Origin of the sequence: Pseudarthrobacter sp. NPDC058119 (assembly GCF_042884655.1) — a bacterium.
GTDB lineage: Bacteria > Actinomycetota > Actinomycetes > Actinomycetales > Micrococcaceae > Arthrobacter.
Genome location: NZ_JBHVTN010000008.1, coordinates 36,866 through 53,318, shown reverse-complemented (window position 1 = coordinate 53,318; position 16,453 = coordinate 36,866). Strand labels below are relative to the sequence as shown.

General features: G+C 65.8%; 14 protein-coding genes and 2 tRNA genes. 5 read left to right on the top strand and 11 right to left on the bottom strand.

Features of this window, described 5'->3' with window-relative positions; all coding sequences use genetic code 11:
* Positions 1–69 precede the first annotated feature (69 nt).
* A complete protein-coding gene (locus ACFVTD_RS16680; RefSeq protein WP_387565014.1) occupies positions 70–1,044 on the top strand; it encodes an IS481 family transposase in 975 nt (324 codons plus the stop codon).
* Positions 1,045–1,050: 6 nt separating this feature from the next.
* On the opposite strand, the gene ACFVTD_RS16675 is transcribed toward ACFVTD_RS16680, so the two are convergent.
* Positions 1,051–1,809, bottom strand: coding sequence for an SDR family oxidoreductase (locus ACFVTD_RS16675; RefSeq protein ID WP_387565012.1), 759 nt, complete (start codon positions 1,807–1,809; stop codon positions 1,051–1,053).
* An 18-nt stretch (positions 1,810–1,827) separates the two neighbouring features.
* Positions 1,828–2,199, bottom strand: coding sequence for a DUF488 domain-containing protein (locus ACFVTD_RS16670; RefSeq protein WP_387565010.1), 372 nt, complete (start codon positions 2,197–2,199; stop codon positions 1,828–1,830).
* Between the two features lie 80 nt (positions 2,200–2,279).
* On the opposite strand from ACFVTD_RS16670, the gene valS reads away from it, so the two are divergent.
* Entirely contained in the window at positions 2,280–4,901 is a 2,622-nt protein-coding gene (gene valS / locus ACFVTD_RS16665) for a valine--tRNA ligase (protein WP_387565008.1), read from the top strand.
* Positions 4,902–5,246: 345 nt separating this feature from the next.
* On the opposite strand, the gene ACFVTD_RS16660 is transcribed toward valS, so the two are convergent.
* From ACFVTD_RS16660 to ACFVTD_RS16635, 6 genes are all read right to left on the bottom strand, one after another.
* Positions 5,247–5,846: a DsbA family protein gene (locus tag ACFVTD_RS16660; protein ID WP_387565413.1), complete on the bottom strand. Its 600-nt coding sequence runs from the start codon at positions 5,844–5,846 to the stop codon at positions 5,247–5,249.
* A gap of 29 nt (positions 5,847–5,875) precedes the next feature.
* The gene (gene clpX, locus ACFVTD_RS16655; protein ID WP_387565006.1) at positions 5,876–7,156 is read right to left on the bottom strand and encodes an ATP-dependent Clp protease ATP-binding subunit ClpX; all 1,281 of its coding nucleotides are present in this window, start codon (positions 7,154–7,156) and stop codon (positions 5,876–5,878) included.
* A 175-nt stretch (positions 7,157–7,331) separates the two neighbouring features.
* A complete protein-coding gene (locus ACFVTD_RS16650) occupies positions 7,332–7,991 on the bottom strand; it encodes an ATP-dependent Clp protease proteolytic subunit (protein WP_307426312.1) in 660 nt (219 codons plus the stop codon).
* Between the two features lie 38 nt (positions 7,992–8,029).
* Complete coding sequence (locus ACFVTD_RS16645; RefSeq protein ID WP_018761581.1) at positions 8,030–8,653, bottom strand: ATP-dependent Clp protease proteolytic subunit; 624 nt, start codon at positions 8,651–8,653, stop codon at positions 8,030–8,032.
* 233 nt (positions 8,654–8,886) lie between these two features.
* The gene (gene tig / locus ACFVTD_RS16640; RefSeq protein ID WP_387565004.1) at positions 8,887–10,272 is read right to left on the bottom strand and encodes a trigger factor; all 1,386 of its coding nucleotides are present in this window, start codon (positions 10,270–10,272) and stop codon (positions 8,887–8,889) included.
* A gap of 78 nt (positions 10,273–10,350) precedes the next feature.
* A tRNA-Pro gene (locus ACFVTD_RS16635) sits at positions 10,351–10,425 on the bottom strand.
* A 131-nt stretch (positions 10,426–10,556) separates the two neighbouring features.
* Between ACFVTD_RS16635 and ACFVTD_RS16630 the strand changes: the two genes are divergently transcribed.
* Positions 10,557–10,630 (top strand) — tRNA-Gly (locus ACFVTD_RS16630).
* A 47-nt stretch (positions 10,631–10,677) separates the two neighbouring features.
* On the opposite strand, the gene ACFVTD_RS16625 is transcribed toward ACFVTD_RS16630, so the two are convergent.
* The 3 genes from ACFVTD_RS16625 to ACFVTD_RS16615 form a co-directional block, all read right to left on the bottom strand.
* A complete protein-coding gene (locus ACFVTD_RS16625) occupies positions 10,678–11,637 on the bottom strand; it encodes an Fpg/Nei family DNA glycosylase (protein ID WP_387565002.1) in 960 nt (319 codons plus the stop codon).
* On the bottom strand, positions 11,637–12,131 hold the full coding sequence (locus ACFVTD_RS16620) for a ribose-5-phosphate isomerase (RefSeq protein ID WP_387565000.1): 495 nt from the start codon (positions 12,129–12,131) through the stop codon (positions 11,637–11,639). Before ACFVTD_RS16620 ends, ACFVTD_RS16625 begins: the two co-directional genes overlap by 1 nt.
* A gap of 86 nt (positions 12,132–12,217) precedes the next feature.
* A complete protein-coding gene (locus tag ACFVTD_RS16615) occupies positions 12,218–13,234 on the bottom strand; it encodes a hypothetical protein (protein ID WP_387564998.1) in 1,017 nt (338 codons plus the stop codon).
* A 173-nt stretch (positions 13,235–13,407) separates the two neighbouring features.
* Between ACFVTD_RS16615 and pepN the strand changes: the two genes are divergently transcribed.
* Both pepN and ACFVTD_RS16605 read left to right on the top strand, forming a co-directional pair.
* The gene (gene pepN / locus ACFVTD_RS16610; RefSeq protein ID WP_387564996.1) at positions 13,408–15,981 is read left to right on the top strand and encodes an aminopeptidase N; all 2,574 of its coding nucleotides are present in this window, start codon (positions 13,408–13,410) and stop codon (positions 15,979–15,981) included.
* The gene (locus ACFVTD_RS16605; protein ID WP_387564994.1) at positions 15,978–16,451 is read left to right on the top strand and encodes an OsmC family protein; all 474 of its coding nucleotides are present in this window, start codon (positions 15,978–15,980) and stop codon (positions 16,449–16,451) included. Before pepN ends, ACFVTD_RS16605 begins: the two co-directional genes overlap by 4 nt.
* The last annotated feature ends 2 nt before the right edge of the window (positions 16,452–16,453 follow it).

Here is a 16,453-nt window from a genome sequence, read left to right as displayed (position 1 = left end):
ACATCGTGAATAGGTGAAGACCTCTTAGGTTGGTGGTTACCACACACAGCCAACGACTAAGAGGTCTTCATGTCCCACCGTAATGCCCGACTGACTCCGAACGGTAGGCGGATCATTATCGAGCGAGTCCTTGCCGGCCGTCCTGTGGCTCATGTCGCGAAGGAAATGGGTATCTCAAGGACCTGCGCGCACCGCTGGATCAGCAGGTACCGCGCGGATGGCTGGGCTGGTTTGGAGGACCGCAGCTCCAGACCGAGATCATGCCCGCACGCCACCTCCGCGGAAGTCGTAGCGGATGTTCTCACCCAGCGCGTCGAGCATCGCGAAGGCCCTATGGACCTGGCAGTGCGCTGCGGCACGAGCGCCCGGACGGTCTCCCGGATTCTGGCCCGCGCGGGTATGCCCAGGCTGTGGGACCTGGACCCGGTGACCGGGGAACGGATCCGCGCGTCCCGTGCCACCGACCGCCGCTACGAACGCGACGCTCCCGGGGACATGATCCACATCGACGTCAAGAAACTAGGCCGGATCCCGGACGGCGGCGGTTGGCGGGCCGACCCGGCGCAAAGCCGCTCCAACCACCGCAAATCACCGCAGAAAGTCGGTTTTGACTACGTCCACGTCGCCGTGGACGACTACACCCGTTTCGCCTATGCCGAGGTCCTGCCGGACGAGAAAGGCCCGACCTGCGCCGGCTTCCTCACCCGGGCAGCGGCCGCGATGGCAGCCAACGGGGCCCCCGTACGACGGGTCATGACTGATAACGCCTTCGCCTACCGGCTATCGAAAGATTTCCAAGAAGCTTTGGCTGCCCTGGGCGCCAAACACATTCTGATCAAACCCCGCCATCCCTGGCAGAACGGCAAAACAGAACGCTTCAACCGCACCCTCCAAGAAGGCTGGGCCTACCGGCAACCCTTCACCTCGAACCAAGCCCGGACCGACGCCCTGCAACCATGGCTAAACTTCTACAACAACCACCGGCCACACGGCAGCCTCGGAGGCAAACCACCCATCAGCAGGTGCAAACAACCTACTGACTGAGTACACCTAGCCCTTACGGATCAGCTTGTGCGTGGCTGCCTGCGCCACCGGCCGGATGACGACCTGGTCAAGGTTGACGTGGTGCGGGGCGCTGACGGCGTAGCGGACGACGTCGGCCACGTCCCCTGCGGTCAGCGGCTTCTCCACGCCCTGGTAGACCTTTTCCGCGGACTGGGCATCCCCCAGCCGGTTGAGGGCGAACTCCTCGGTCTGCACCAGCCCCGGCGCCACCTCGATGACCCGCACGTTGTGCTCAGCCTCTTCGAGCCGGAGGGCGTTGGTCATGGCGTGCTGCCCAAACTTGGCAGCGTTGTAGCCGCCCCCGCCTTCGTAGGCGTCCAGCCCTGCGGTGGAGGTGAGGTTCAGGACGGTGCCGGTGCCGGTGGCCCGCAGCATCGGAAGGAACGCGCGGGTGAGCTTGAGGGTTCCCAGGACGTTGACGCGGTACATCCACTCCCAATCGGCGGTGTTGGCATCGCCCACCTTGTCAGCGCCGCGGGCGCCGCCGGCGATGTTGATCAGCGTGTCAATGCCGCCCGCTTCGGTGACCTGGGCGAGGAGCCGGGACACGTCGTCGTCCTCTGCGATGTCTGCGGGAATCGCGACGGCGCCCGTCTCCCCTTCCAGGGCGGCGAGCCTGTCGGCCCTGCGGGCCACGGCGAAGACAGTCCACCCGTCCGCCCGCAGGGCGCGCACCGTTGCCTCTCCGATTCCGCTGCTCGCGCCGGTCACCAATGCTGCCTTGTTCTGCAAGTCCTCAGTCATGGCACCACCCTAGCGGGATCAGCCGCCGGGCCGGCCCCGGAGGTAACCAAGCAGGACCCGCGCGTGGTTGGCCTCCGTATTGCGGGCGGCGTAGAGCAGGGTAACCCTGGGGTGTTCCCCCGCCAGGTCCAGCAGTACCGCTACGGCCGGATTGGCGTCCAGTTCAGACCGGTAGCGGGCGCTAAAGCCGGCGAACTGTGCGGGGCGGTGGTTGAACTCCTTGCGCAGCTCCGTGGAGGGTGCCACGTCCTTGAGCCAAAGGTCGACGGCGGCGTTCTCCTTGGCCATTCCCCGGGGCCAAAGCCGGTCCACCAGCACCCGGAAGCCGTCGTCGTCCGCCGGCGGCTCGTAGATGCGCTTCACGCCGAAGGATGCCCGGAACTCTCCCATGGCCCGCATGCTACCCGCCTTCGCATCAGCCCGGGCGGCACGGGTTGGGTGGGTTGGAGCCAGCATGAAACAATTGCCCAATGGCTGAAGACACGCAGGGTACAGACACGCCCACCACCGCCCCCATCAACGTTCCGGACAAGCCGGCCCTCGAGGGCCTCGAAGCCGCGCTCACCCAGCGCTGGCTGTCCGAAGGAACCTACAAGTTCAACCCCGACACCACCCGGGAGCAGGTCTACTCGATCGACACTCCCCCGCCCACCGCGTCGGGCTCCCTGCACGTGGGGCACATGTTCTCCTTCACCCAGACGGACGTCCAGGCACGCTACATGCGCATGACCGGCAGGAATGTGTTCTACCCCATGGGGTGGGACGACAACGGCCTGCCCACGGAACGCCGTGTCCAGAACTACTACGGCGTACGCTGTGATCCGGCCATCCCCTACAACGCCGACTACCAGCCGCCAGCCCAGCCGGCGAAGAACCAGCGCGATTTCGACGTCGTGTCCCGGCAGAACTTCATCGAACTGTGCGAGGAACTCGCCGTCGAGGACGAGAAGGTCTTTGAAAACCTTTTCCAGACCCTGGGGCTGTCCGTTGACTGGGACCTGACCTACCGCACCATTGACGACACCTCCCGCGCCGTGTCCCAGCGGGCCTTCCTGGCCAACCTGGCCGCCGGCGACGCCTACATGGCCGAGGCGCCCACACTGTGGGACGTCACCTTCCGCACGGCCGTGGCGCAAGCTGAGCTCGAGGACCGCGAAGTCCCCGGGGCCTACTACCGCTACCCCTTCTTCACCGAAGACGGGGACAAGGTCTTCATTGAGACCACCCGCCCGGAGCTACTGGCCGCCTGTGCCGCACTGGTGGCGAACCCCGACGACGAGCGCTACCAGCCGTTGTTCGGCAAGACCGTGAAGTCCCCGCTGTTCGACGTCGAGCTTGAGGTCAAGGCCCACCCGCTGGCCAAGGCCGACAAGGGTTCGGGCATCGCCATGGTGTGCACCTTCGGCGACCTGACCGACGTCACCTGGTGGCGCGAACTGCAGCTGCCCACCCGCGCCATCATGGGCCGTGACGGCCGCATCATCGCCGAGACCCCCGAGTGGATCACCAGCGAGGCCGGCAGGGAGGCCTATGCCGCAATCGCCGGGAAGACTGCTTTTTCCGCCAAGGAAGCCGTGGTGGAGCTGCTCAAGGAAGCGGACCTGCTCGACGGCGAGCCCAAGAAGATCACGCACCCGGTGAACTTCTTCGAAAAGGGCGACAAGCCGCTGGAAGTGGTCACGTCCCGCCAGTGGTACATCCGCAACGGCGGCCGCGACGAGGACCGCCGCGAACGCCTCATTGGCCGGGGCAAGGACATCGACTTCCACCCGTCCTTCATGCGGTCCCGTTACGAGAACTGGATCGCCGGCCTGAACGGTGACTGGCTGGTCTCCCGCCAGCGGTTCTTCGGTGTGCCCATTCCCGTCTGGTACCCGCTCGACGCGCAGGGAAACCCGGACTACGACAACCCCATCCTGCCCTCCGACGGGCTCCTGCCCGTCGACCCTGCCGCCGACGCCGCGCCGGGCTTCGACGAGGCACAGCGCGACCAGCCCAACGGCTTCACCGGCGACGCCGACGTCCTGGACACCTGGGCCACGTCCTCCCTGACCCCGCAGATCGTGGGCGGCTGGAGCCGGGACGAGGACCTGTTCGCCAAGGTCTACCCGTTCGACCTCCGTCCCCAGGGCCACGACATCATCCGCACCTGGCTGTTCTCCTCGGTGGTCCGCGCGGACGCACTGCAGGACTGCGCACCCTGGAAGCACGCCGCCATCTCCGGCTGGATCCTGGACCCGGACCGCAAGAAGATGTCCAAGTCCAAGGGCAACGTGGTGGTCCCCACGGACGTGCTGAACGAATACGGCTCGGACGCCGTCCGCTACTGGGCTGCCTCTGCACGGCTGGGTGCGGACACGGCCTACGAGATCGCGCAGATGAAGATCGGCCGGCGGCTCGCCATCAAGCTCCTGAACGCCTCCAAGTTCGTCCTGAACCTGGGCGCCACCGAGAACTCCGTGCTCTCCGGCGATCTTGCCGTGCTGACGAACCCCTTGGACCGTGCGCTCCTGGCCCAGCTGGCCGACGTCGTGGCACAGTCCACAAAGGCATTCGACAACTACGACTACGCCCGGGCTTTGCAGCTCACGGAGTCGTTCTTCTGGCAGTTCACGGATGACTACGTGGAGCTGATTAAGGACCGTGCCTACGGAGCAGCGGGCGAGGCTGAGCAGGCATCCGTGCTGGCCGCCCTGGCCACCACCCTGGACACTTTGCTGCGGCTCTTCGCCCCGTTCCTGCCCTTCGCCACGGAGGAAGTGTGGAGCTGGTGGCGCAACGGGTCCGTGCATCGGGCCGACTGGCCGGGCGCACGGGAGATCCCGGACGGCGACACCACCATGCTCGCGACCGTGGGCGTGGCGCTCAGCGGCGTCCGCAAGGCCAAGTCGGAGGCCAAGGTCAAGCAGCGCACCGAGGTGCTGTCCGCGACCATCACGGCCCCGGAAGCGCTGACAGCGCAGCTGCAGGCCGGGCTGTCTGATTTGAAGGCTGCGTCCAACGCCCGCGACCTCACGTTGGTGGTGGGAGAAGGGGATTTGGCCGTCACCGACGTTGCCCTCGCCCCGAGCGACGAGCCCGCCAAGGCCTGAGGCCGGACCATCGCCAGGCCAGCCTGTTTCAAGGCAAAGGGGAAGCCCCATCAGCGTTTTGCCGTTGGTGGGGCTTCGACTTTTCGGCCATCCGGTGACGTGCTCTGATGGTCTGGCAGGATCCGCTGATCTTCAGGTCTTACTACCCCGTCACTGGTAGCTTGCATTCAACTTTGCCGATGGCTGCGTTAACTGACAAATCACTGAATCTTTGGTTCCTGCGTCCTCTTCTTTCGAAGTGGTAGGAACTATTGTTCTCCTGCGCCGGACCACGTGCAAGGGCCCCGGGATAACTACATCCAGGTAGTTATCCCGGGGCCCTTTCAGCTCCTCAGTACCCGCCGTTCAGTCGAATTCCGGGCTCTCGGTGCGGCTGCGCTTCAACTCGAAGAAGTGCGGATAGGCAGCGATGGCTGTGGTGGCATCCCAGATCCTGCCGGCTTCCTCACCGCGGGGGATGCGGGTCAGCACCGGACCAAAGAACGCGGTGCCGTTGAAGGCCACCACGGGGGTGCCGACGTCCTGGCCCACCAGCGAGATTCCTTCCTCGTGGCTGGCCCGAAGCTGTGGATCGTACGCGCCGGAGGTGGCGGCGTCTGCCAGGGAGGCGGGGAGTCCGCAGTCCGCGAGGGCCTTGGTGATGACCTCGGTGCGGTCCTTTTCGCCCTGGTTGTGGATCAGCGTGCCCATGGCATCGTAAAGCGGCTTGATGACCTGCGGCCCATGCTCTTCCCGGGCGGCGATGATCACGCGGACCATGCCCCATGCGTTGTCCATGGACTCGCGGTAGCCGGGGTCCAGGTCGCGTCCTTCGTTAAGGACTGCCAGGCTCATGACGTGCCACTCCGTCTCGATGTCCCGCACGGCTTCCACTTCCCCGATCCAGCGGGAGGTCACCCATGCGAACGGGCACAGGGGGTCGAACCAGAAGTCGGCTTTGTTCATTTCGGGTGCAGTCACGGAGGTCCTCTCGGTCAGGCAGACTTACGGCGCTTGGCCACGTGCGGAATCATGGTGGGTTCGGCGCCCCGCAGGACCACGTCTTCGGTGATCACTACGCTGGCCACGTCTTCGCGGCTGGGAAGATCGAACATCACGGGAAGCAGGACTTCCTCCAGGATCGCACGCAGGCCGCGGGCGCCGGTGCCCCGTTCCAGGGCCTGGTCGGCAATGGCTTCCAGTGCGGAGTCGTCAAACACCAGTTCCACGCCGTCAATTTGGAACATCTTCTGGTACTGCTTCACCAGGGCGTTCTTGGGAGTGGAAAGGATTTGGATCAGGGCATCCCGGTCCAGGTTGGACACGGTGGTGATGACGGGGAGCCTGCCGATGAACTCGGGGATCAGGCCGAACTTCAGCAGGTCCTCCGGCATGACCTCGCCATAGGAGTCAACCTTCTTGCTGGCCTCGTTCAGTGGAGCACCGAAACCGATGCCCTTCCGGCCGGAGCGGGAGCCGATGATCTCTTCCAGGCCGGCGAACGCGCCGGCCACGATGAAGAGGACGTTGGTGGTGTCGATCTGGATGAATTCCTGGTGCGGGTGCTTCCTTCCGCCCTGCGGAGGCACGGACGCCACGGTACCTTCGAGGATCTTCAGGAGCGCCTGCTGCACGCCCTCGCCGGACACGTCGCGGGTGATGGACGGGTTTTCGCTCTTGCGGGAGATCTTGTCGATCTCGTCGATGTAGATGATGCCCTGTTCGGCCTTCTTGACGTCGTAGTCAGCGGCCTGGATGAGCTTGAGGAGGATGTTCTCCACGTCTTCGCCCACATAACCGGCCTCGGTCAGGGCGGTGGCGTCGGCCACGGCGAACGGGACGTTCAGCCGGCGGGCGAGGGTCTGCGCAAGGTAGGTCTTGCCGCAGCCGGTAGGGCCAATGAGGAGGATATTCGACTTGGCGATCTCGACGTCGTCGTGGTGCACGCCGTCCCCGAGGTTACCGGACTTCGGCGCGTGTCCTGCCTGGATGCGCTTGTAGTGGTTGTAGACCGCGACGGCGAGGGAGCGTTTGGCAGGCTCCTGGCCGATGACATACTCCTGGAGGAAGTCGAAGATTTCGCGCGGTTTGGGCAGTTCGAAACTGCCGAGGTCGGCGACCTCCGCGAGCTCTTCCTCGATGATTTCGTTGCACAACTCGATGCATTCATCACAGATGTAGACACCGGGGCCGGCAATCAGCTTGCGCACCTGCTTCTGGCTCTTCCCACAGAAAGAGCACTTCAGCAGATCCGTGCTCTCGCCAATCCGAGCCATATATGAACCCCTTAGTATCCTGCTGCCTGGCAGCCCTGCACCATTGCTGAAATCTTGACCGGACGGCACAGCCCGGTTTGTGACAACATCCACTCTAGGTCACATTCGGTCCCAAGGGTGGAATGAAAAGGCCGGTGCGGCCAAATGAACTGGACCGCACCGGCTTTCGGTACTGCTACCTCGTGATTGCCTGGGGCTTGATCTTGCGGGAGTCAAGAACCTGGTCGATGAGGCCGTATGCCTGGGCTTCTTCGGCGGTGAGGATCTTGTCGCGCTCGATGTCGTTGTTGACCTGCTCCGACGTACGTCCCGAATGCTGGGCCAGGGTGTCCTCCAGCCAGGAGCGCATGCGCATGACCTCTGCGGCCTGGATCTCCAGGTCTGAGGCCTGTCCGCCCTGGCCGCCGGAAAGTGCGGGCTGGTGGATGAGCACGCGTGCATTGGGCAGTGCCAGCCGCTTGCCGGGGGTGCCCGCCGCCAGCAGCACGGCAGCCGCACTGGCAGCCTGGCCCAGGCAGACGGTCTGGATCTCGGGGCGGATGTACTGCATGGTGTCGTAGATCGCGGTCATGGCGGTGAAGGAGCCGCCGGGCGAGTTGATGTACAACGTGATGTCCCGGTCCGGGTCCGTGGACTCCAGGACCAACAGCTGGGCCATGATGTCGTCAGCGGAGGCGTCGTCCACCTGCACGCCGAGGAAGATGATGCGGTCCTCGAAGAGCTTGGTGTAGGGGTCCTGGCGCTTGAAGCCGTAGGGGGTGCGTTCCTCGAACTGCGGCAGGACGTAGCGGCTGGACGGAAGATTGCCGGCTGACCACCCGAAGTTGTAGTTCATTGTGTTTGCTCCTGATCGAAAGGGGTTCTGGATGCCGGTTAGTTCTGGGAGGCTGATTCGCCGGAGGAACCGTTGGACGTTCCGCCGCCGCCTGAGACGGAGCCGGCGTGCGCGGCGATCTTGTCGAAGAAACCGTATTCGAGGGCTTCGGTGGCGGTGAACCACTTGTCGCGGTCGTTGTCCTTGAGGATGGTTTCAACGGTCTGGCCGGTCTGCTCGGCGGTGAGTTCCGCCATGACCTTCTTCATGTGCAGGATGAGTTCGGCCTGGATCTTGATATCGGAAGCGGTGCCGCCGATGCCGCCGGACGGCTGGTGCATCAGGACGCGGGCGTTGGGGGTGGCATACCGCTTGCCCTTGGTGCCGGAGGAGAGCAGGAACTGTCCCATGGAGGCGGCCAGGCCGGTGGCGACGGTCACGACGTCGTTCGGGATGAACTGCATGGTGTCGTAGATGGCCATGCCTGCCGTGACGGAGCCGCCGGGAGAGTTGATGTAGAGGTAGATGTCCTTCTCCGGGTTTTCGGCCGAGAGCAGGAGCAGCTGCGAGCAGATCGCGTTGGCGTTGTCGTCACGCACCTCCGAGCCCAGCCAGATGATCCGCTCCTTGAGGAGGCGGTTGTAAATGTAGTTGTCCTGGGCTGCAGGATCGACGGTCGCCATCCGGGGGGCCTCTGAGTGCTGTGACATGTTTACTTACCTCTCACTGGTGACGGTGACATCACTGAAAATCACTACTTGGACACTAACCGGTTTCACGGGTGTTTTGTTCGCGCACCGACGGCTGTTCGCTGACGGCGCACGATCACCGAACCGGCAGTGGGCTCCTTCCCGGAGAACGCGAACGGCCCCCGGATCGAAGGGATCCAGGGGCCGTTGCTGCGTTACGGGAAGGACTATGCCTTGGCGTCAGCCGTGGTGTCCTCGGCTACCTCTGCCTCGGCGGCTTCGGCCTCAACAGCCTCGGCGTCGGCGTCGGGAGCCTCTTCACCGGCGGGGCGGACGAAGTCGCTCAGGTCGACAGCCTTGCCCTCAGTGTCGGTCACCGTGGCCTGGCCCAGGACGACGGCCAGCGCCTTGCGGCGGCGGACCTCGGAAACCATCATGGGGACCTGGCCGCTCTGATCGATGATCTGGGCGAACTGGTTGGGGTCCATGCCGTACTGGCTGGCGGTGGTGACGATGTAGTCGATCAGCTCGCTCTGGCTGACGTTGACTTCTTCCTTCTCCGCGATGGCGTCGAGGATGATTTCGTTCTGGAAGGCGCGGGCCGTGTTGGCGCGGACCTCTTCGCGGTGCTCTTCGGTGTCGTGCTCGCCGTCACCGTGGCCGTTGCCCTCCTGGAAGTGGGCTTCGAGCTGCTCTTCGACGACGGAGTCCGGAACCGGAACCTCGACGAGCTCCACCAGCTTGTCCAGGACCTTGTCGCGGGCTTCAACACCCTGCTCCACGATCTTGGACTCGGCGGCCTGCTTGGCCAGGTCTTCGCGCAGTTCGGCAAGGGTGTCGAACTCGGAGGCCAGCTGGGCGAAGTCATCGTTCGCCTCGGGCAGTTCGCGTTCCTTTACGGCCTTGACCACTACCTTGACCTGGGCGGCTTCGCCGGCGTGGTCGCCGCCCACCAGGGTGGTGTCGAAGATGGCGTCCTCGTCGGCGCTGAGGCCGGTCACGGCTTCGTCCATGCCTTCGAGCATGGTGCCGGCGCCTACTTGGTAGGACAGGCCGGCAGCGGAGTCGACCTCTTCGCCGTCGATCGTGGCGGTGATGTCGATGGTGAGGAAGTCACCGTCGGCAGCGGGACGGTCAACGGACTTCAGGGTGCCGAAGCGGCCACGCAGTTCGTCCAGGGCCTTGTCCACGTCGGCGTCAGAGGACTCCGCGGCTGCGACCTCGACCTTGATGCCGGCGTAGTCCGGAAGTTCGATCTCGGGGCGGACGTCAACCTCGGCAGCGAACTTCAGGCCGCCGTCGGTGGCGGAGGGGTCCGGAACCTCGGTGATTTCCACCTCGGGACGGCTCAGCGGGCGGATGCCGGATTCCTGCACGGCAGCCTGGTACCAGCCGTTGAGGCCGTCATTAATGGCGGTCTCCAGTACGTAGCCACGGCCGACGCGCTGGTCGATGAGCTTGGCGGGAACCTTGCCCTTGCGGAACCCGGGAACCTGGATCTGCGACGCGACGGTCTTGTAGGCCGAGTCGATGCTGGGCTTCAGTTCCTCAAAGGGGACCTCAACATTGAGCTTGACCCGCGTGGGGGTGAGGTTCTCGACAGCGCTCTTCACGGTCTAAGTACTCCTGGGTTGTGGGATGGGTTTCTGCAACGCAATGTGTGTCCAGGCCGGCTGGTCCTGGCCGCAGAGTCGGGGTGACAGGATTTGAACCTGCGACTTCCTGCTCCCAAAGCAGGCGCTCTAGCCAAGCTGAGCTACACCCCGTAAGTGCACAGGCAAGTCTACGGTGATACGCGTCGCGAATGCACATTTGACACGTAGGCCATGAATTAGGTTTAGTTGTATCCGGCTTGGACAGCCAGCCCGGAGTTTCCGCGAAAAACGGATCTTCCTTCGGGGACGTAGCTTAATGGTAAAGCCTCAGTCTTCCAAACTGATTACGCGGGTTCGATTCCCGTCGTCCCCTCCATATGACAAAAGGACCCCTCAACTGAGGGGTCCTTTTTGTTTTGCCGCCTACGCCTGCGGCTGCTGGCAATAGGGGCACCAGTAGAGGTTCCGCCCGGCGAGGTCGGCCATGAGCACGATGGTGCGGCATACCCGGCAGGGCAGCCCGTGCCGTTTATAGACGAAATGGACGTCGTCGCGGTGCGGAAAGCGTGCGCTCTTGGCCGGCACCGGTTCCCCTGCCGCGGCCGCCCTGGCCGCAGTGGTCCCGTTGAGCTTCCAGTATTTCGGCGGGGTGGTGATGATCCGCCCGTCCGCCACGCCGTCGTTCATGACGGCAACGACGTCGCGCCACAGCCTGCGGGCCTCGGCCTCCGCCAAGGCGCTTCCGGGCAGGAGGGGATCGAGGCGGCGGCGAAACAGGACCTCGGCGCGGTAGACGTTCCCGACGCCGGCGATCACCTTCTGGTCCATGAGCAGGGCCGCCAGCGGGGTCTTCCGGGACAGCACGTTCGCGGCGAACCGGCCGGCGTCCCCGCGCAGGTTGCGCAACGGATCCGGCCCCAGCCGCGCCAGGACACCCTCCATCTCCCCGCCAGTGATGGTTTCGCAGGTGGTGGCGCCGCGCAGGTCCGCCCAGCCGTGGCTTCCGGCGAGCCTGACCCGCACGGCCCCGACGGGTGCCGGCGGACCCGCGTACGGCACGCCGCCGTCGTCGTCCCCGTCAACGAAGGCCTCCCGCTCCCCTACCCGCCGCGGCGCACCGATGCTTGACGCGCCGGCGAAGGTGCTGTCCCCGCCGAAGCTCCAGGCCCCGTAGAGGCCGAGGTGGACGTGCAGCACCAGCGAGTTGTCGAAGTGCAGGAACAGGTGCTTCCCGTGTGCCTCGGCGGCGACCATGGCGTGGCCGTCCAGCAGCGCCGCTCCTCCGCTGAACCTGCCCTGGGGACTGGAGACAGCCAGCACCTCACCGGTGAAGACATCACCGAACTGGCGGGCGAGCCTGCGGACGGAATGGCCCTCGGGCACTACTCGATGACCTCGCCGGTCGCTTCGTAGGCCGCGATCTTGCCGATCCTGCGCACGTGCCGTTCGTCATTGCTGAACGGCTCGGCCAGGAATGCTTCCACCAGTGCGGTGGCTTCTTCGACAGTGTGCTGGCGGCCGCCCAGGGCCACAACGTTGGCGTCATTGTGTTCGCGGGCCAGCGTGGCCGTGGAGAGGTTCCACGCGAGGGCCGCGCGGATGCCCTTGACCTTGTTGGCGGCGATCTGTTCGCCGTTTCCGGAGCCGCCCAGCACGATGCCCAGGGCGTGGACCCCGGCATCCCGGTCGGCCACCACGGCAAGGGCGGCGTTGATGCAGAAGGACGGGTAGTCGTCCTGGGCGTCGTAGACCTTGGGCCCGTGGTCCACCACCTCGTATCCCTTCCCGGTCAGGTGGGACACCAGGTGGGCGCTGAGCTCCATGCCTGCGTGGTCGGTGGCGATGTGGACCCGCGGGAAGGCAGGGGTAGTGGTCACGTGCTAAGTCCGTTCGTTGGTGGGGCTGGCGGGCCGCCGGTGGAGGCCGGAACGACACCGATAAGGATACTAGGGCGGCGGTGCGGTCAGGAGTCCTTGCCATCCGGTGGTGGCGGACCACCGCCGCGGCGGGCCCTGGCGGCCACCCGGGTGAGCACTTCGGCAAGCCGCGCGGCGGAGGCCTGGCTGCCGCCGCTGACGGCGAGGCGCTGGCCGTCAGTCTTGCTGACGACGACGGCGGGCCCGCTGCCGACGAGCATCGCGGCGGTTCCGCCGTGGTGCCGGTAGCCCCACCCGCCGTAGTCCGCGGCCCGCACCTCGGCTGCACTGGCATCGGAAATGGCGCCGGCGGGGACATCCATTACCGGCACCACTCCGGCGAGCAGGACCTTCAACCCACGCCGGTCCGCCCGGACGCGGGCGAAAAGGAACGCGGCGCCAATGATGGCCAGGATGACCAGGAGGATCCCCAGCCACGGCACCACGACGGCGATGAGGGCCGCCGGGAACAGGGAGGCGATGGCGATCATGACGAAGACCGAGCTCCGGGCGTGGACCCAGAGCCTGATGCTGTCCCGGGCAAGGTCCGGGTCCAGTTCCCTGGCGATGGCGACCTGGAGCGCGCGGTCATCGTCAGGGGACCACTGCCGGTCGGCCTTGTACACCATGGCCATGGTCACGCCGAGGGAAACCGCCGCACCGCTTCCCAGGGCGAGCACCGTCATGTCCACGTGGGACTGCCGGGCGTCGGCAAGCCCCGTCTGGCCGATCAGGCCTGCGGCGAGCGCGGAGGTGACGAACAGGCTGAGGAAAAGCCCGGCACCCATCATGATCCTGCGCATCAGGACGGGCCGGCTGAGCGGCGCGGCCTGGAGCAGGACCAGCCACCCGGACACGATGATTCCCGCGGCGCCGGCCCCAACGTAGGCGCCGAAGGGCGCGAAGGCAGCACCGCCGCTGTCCGTCCACTGGACCGCAAGCGGCTCCGGCAGGTCCGGACGCAGCAGGAACGCGCAGTAAACAAAGGCGGCAGCCAGGACGACAGGGAACCCGACGGCGAAACGCAGGGCCCTGGCATCCACCGAATCCAGCAGCTTTCCCATGCATCCAACGCTACCCCTGCGGCAAGCTGGCCCGCCGCCCGGCTCCGGCCCGCCCCTGCTGTGAGCTGGGCAACTTGCCATGCGGGGCAGGGGTGGAAGAATGCATCACAGTGCCGGCACCGGAACCACCGGGCGGCAGCCGAAAATTCTTTGGAGGACCTCCTTTGCCAGGCATGAACCTGACGCGCGCCGAAGCCCGTGAGCGCGCCGAACTGATTTCCGTCGAGTCCTACGATGTCAGCCTTGACCTGACCCGCGGCGGAGAGGTCTTTGGCAGCACCACCACCGTCAAATTCACGGCGGTGCCAGGAACGTCCAGTTTCATCGACGCCGTCACCCGCACGGTACACAGCGTGACCCTCAACGGCCGCGCCCTTGATCCGGCCACCGTGGCCGACGGCGTGCGGATCCAGCTGCCGGACCTGGCGGAGCACAACGAGCTCACTGTCGTCGCAGACATGCCCTACATGAACACCGGCGAAGGCCTGCACCGGTTCGTGGACCCCGTGGACAACGAGGTCTACCTCTACACCCAGTTCGAGGTCCCGGATTCGCGCAGGATGTTCACCGTCTTCGAACAGCCGGACCTGAAGGCTACGTTCGCCTTCACCGTTACGGCTCCGTCCCACTGGGATGTCGTTTCCAACTCCCCCACCCCGGAACCGGCACAGGCACAGGCCGCCGAAGACGGTGCCGCCCGGTCGGTCTGGACGTTTGCCCCCACGCCACGGCTGTCCTCCTACGTCACGGCCCTGATTGCCGGCCCCTACCAGTCGGTCCGCAGCGAGGTCACCAGCTCGGACGGCCGCGTGGTCCCGCTCGGGGTGTTCGCACGGAAGTCGCTGATGCAGTACCTGGACGCGGACAACATCTTCGAGCTCACCAGGCAGGGCTTCGGATTCTTCGAGGCGCAGTTCGGCTGCCCCTACCCGTTCGAGAAGTACGACCAGCTGTTCGTGCCGGAATTCAACGCCGGCGCCATGGAAAACGCCGGCGCGGTCACGATCCTGGAAGGCTACGTGTTCCGCAGCAAGGTCACCGGGGCGCAGATCGAGCGCCGTGCCATCACAGTGCTCCACGAACTGGCGCACATGTGGTTCGGCGACCTGGTGACCATGCGCTGGTGGAACGACCTTTGGCTCAACGAGTCCTTCGCCGAGTACATGTCCCACCTTGCCGCGGTGGAGGCCACATCCCTCACCAGCGCCTGGACCACGTTCGCCTCCGTGGAAAAGTCCTGGGCGTACCGCCAGGACCAGCTGCCCACCACGCACCCGATCTTCGCCGAGATCAACGACCTTCAGGACGTTGAGGTCAACTTCGACGGCATCACCTACGCCAAGGGCGCCTCCGTGCTCCGGCAGCTGGTCGCCTGGGTCGGACCCGAACAGTTCATGGCCGGCGTCCGGGAGTACTTCGCCAAGCACTCCTGGCACAACACCGAGCTGCAGGACCTGCTGGTTGAGCTGGAGAAGGCAAGCGGCCGCGACCTGGACCACTGGGGCCGGCAGTGGTTGGAGACCGCCGGGGTCAACACGCTGGCGCCCGAGCTGGACGTGGACTCCGACGGAAAGCTGCGGTCCTTTGCCATCCTGCAGTCCGCGGTTCCGGAGTGGCCCACCATCCGCCCGCACCGGCTCGCCGTGGGCTTCTACAACCTGGACGACGCCGGCAAGCTCACCCGGGTGCACCGCGAGGAGCTGGATGTCGACGGCGAACGTACCGAGGTCCCGGCGCTGGCAGGCCTGGCCCGGCCGGACCTGATCCTGATCAACGACGACGACCTGGCCTACGCCAAGGTGCGCCTGGATCCGGCGTCCCTGTCAACCGCCACGGAACACCTCAAGGACTTTGCCGAAAGCCTGCCGCGGACCCTCGTCTGGAACTCTGCCTGGGATGCTGCCCGGGACGGCGAGACCCCGGCCCGCAAGTACGTGGAGCTGATCCTGGCCAACGTGGCCGCGGAAACTGATTCCTCCGTGATCCTGGTCCAGCTCCGGCAGTTGGCCACAACCCTGAACTTCTATGTGGCCGAGGATCACCGCGAAGCCACCACGGTTGCGGCCGTGGACCGGTTGTGGGATATGGCTTCGGCGGTTCCCGGCGGCTCCGATGGCCAGTTGCAGTTCATCAAGTCCTTCGCGCTCCTGGCCCGCAGCGCGTCCCAGCTGGACCGGGTGTCAGGCCTGCTGGACGGGTCCGTGGTCCTGGACGGCCTGGCCGTGGACCAGGACCTCCGCTGGGAGCTGGTGGCTTCGCTGGTGGCCGGCGCCCGGATGGGGCAGGACGGCATCGACGCCGAACTGGAGCGGGACAACACCTCCAGCGGCCAGAACGCAGCCGCCTTGGCCAAGGCCGCCATCCCCACTCCCGAGGCGAAGGCTGCGGCTTGGGAAGCCATCGTGGTCAAGGGAGAGCTGTCCAATGCGCTGCAAGGCTCCGCGGTGGCCGGGTTCATGCGGGTGCTGGACCGCTCCCTCCTGGAGCCGTACTCCGAAAAGTATTTCGCGGCCGTGCCGGGCATCGTGGCAACCCGCACCCACGCACTCGCCCAGCAAATCGTCGTCGGGCTCTACCCGGCGCTGCTTACCACGCAGGCCACCATTGACCGTACCGACGGTTTCCTGGCGTCACTGCCGCCGGAAAGCGCCGCGCTGCGTCGGATGATGCTGGAAAACCGTGACGGCGTGGCCCGCGCCCTGCGTGCCCGTGCCGCCGACGTCCTGCCGGCGGGCGGCAAGGAGTGAACCTGCACGAACACCGGTACGCGCTGACGGTCCAGTGGACCGGCAACCTGGGGGCGGGCACGTCGTCCTACCGGGGCTATTCCCGGGACCACGACGTCGCCATCCCCGGCCTGCCGGTCCTCAAGGGCTCGGCCGATCCCACGTTCCACGGCGACCGCGAACGCTACAACCCCGAACAGCTCCTCCTGGCTGCCTTGGCGCAGTGCCACATGCTGTCCTACCTGCACGTGGCGGTGAAGCACGGCGTGGTGGTCACTGGCTACCGGGACGAGGCCACCGGGCTGATGCGGCTGAACCGGGACGGCAGCGGACAGTTCGAGCGGGTGGTCCTGAACCCGCACGTGAGGGTGGCCGACGCGGCGCAGGCGGATCTGGCGGCCTCGCTGCACCATGAGGCCAACCAGGTCTGCTTCATTGCCCGGAGCGTGAACTTCCCGGTGGAACACCAGCCGGTGACCGTGGCCGCGTAGCC

What these genes read in the sequence shown, in the direction of transcription:
- valS (WP_387565008.1), top strand. Translation starts at nt 2,280, where the DNA reads ATGGCTGAAGACACGCAGGGTACAGACACGCCCACCACCGCCCCCATC.
- ACFVTD_RS16645 (WP_018761581.1), bottom strand. Translation starts at nt 8,653, where the DNA reads ATGGCGACCGTCGATCCTGCAGCCCAGGACAACTACATTTACAACCGC.
- ACFVTD_RS16670 (WP_387565010.1), bottom strand. Translation starts at nt 2,199, where the DNA reads ATGGGAGAGTTCCGGGCATCCTTCGGCGTGAAGCGCATCTACGAGCCG.
- ACFVTD_RS16615 (WP_387564998.1), bottom strand. Translation starts at nt 13,234, where the DNA reads ATGGGAAAGCTGCTGGATTCGGTGGATGCCAGGGCCCTGCGTTTCGCC.
- ACFVTD_RS16660 (WP_387565413.1), bottom strand. Translation starts at nt 5,846, where the DNA reads ATGAACAAAGCCGACTTCTGGTTCGACCCCCTGTGCCCGTTCGCATGG.
- ACFVTD_RS16675 (WP_387565012.1), bottom strand. Translation starts at nt 1,809, where the DNA reads ATGACTGAGGACTTGCAGAACAAGGCAGCATTGGTGACCGGCGCGAGC.
- ACFVTD_RS16650 (WP_307426312.1), bottom strand. Translation starts at nt 7,991, where the DNA reads ATGAACTACAACTTCGGGTGGTCAGCCGGCAATCTTCCGTCCAGCCGC.
- clpX (WP_387565006.1), bottom strand. Translation starts at nt 7,156, where the DNA reads ATGGCTCGGATTGGCGAGAGCACGGATCTGCTGAAGTGCTCTTTCTGT.
- pepN (WP_387564996.1), top strand. Translation starts at nt 13,408, where the DNA reads ATGAACCTGACGCGCGCCGAAGCCCGTGAGCGCGCCGAACTGATTTCC.
- ACFVTD_RS16680 (WP_387565014.1), top strand. Translation starts at nt 70, where the DNA reads ATGTCCCACCGTAATGCCCGACTGACTCCGAACGGTAGGCGGATCATT.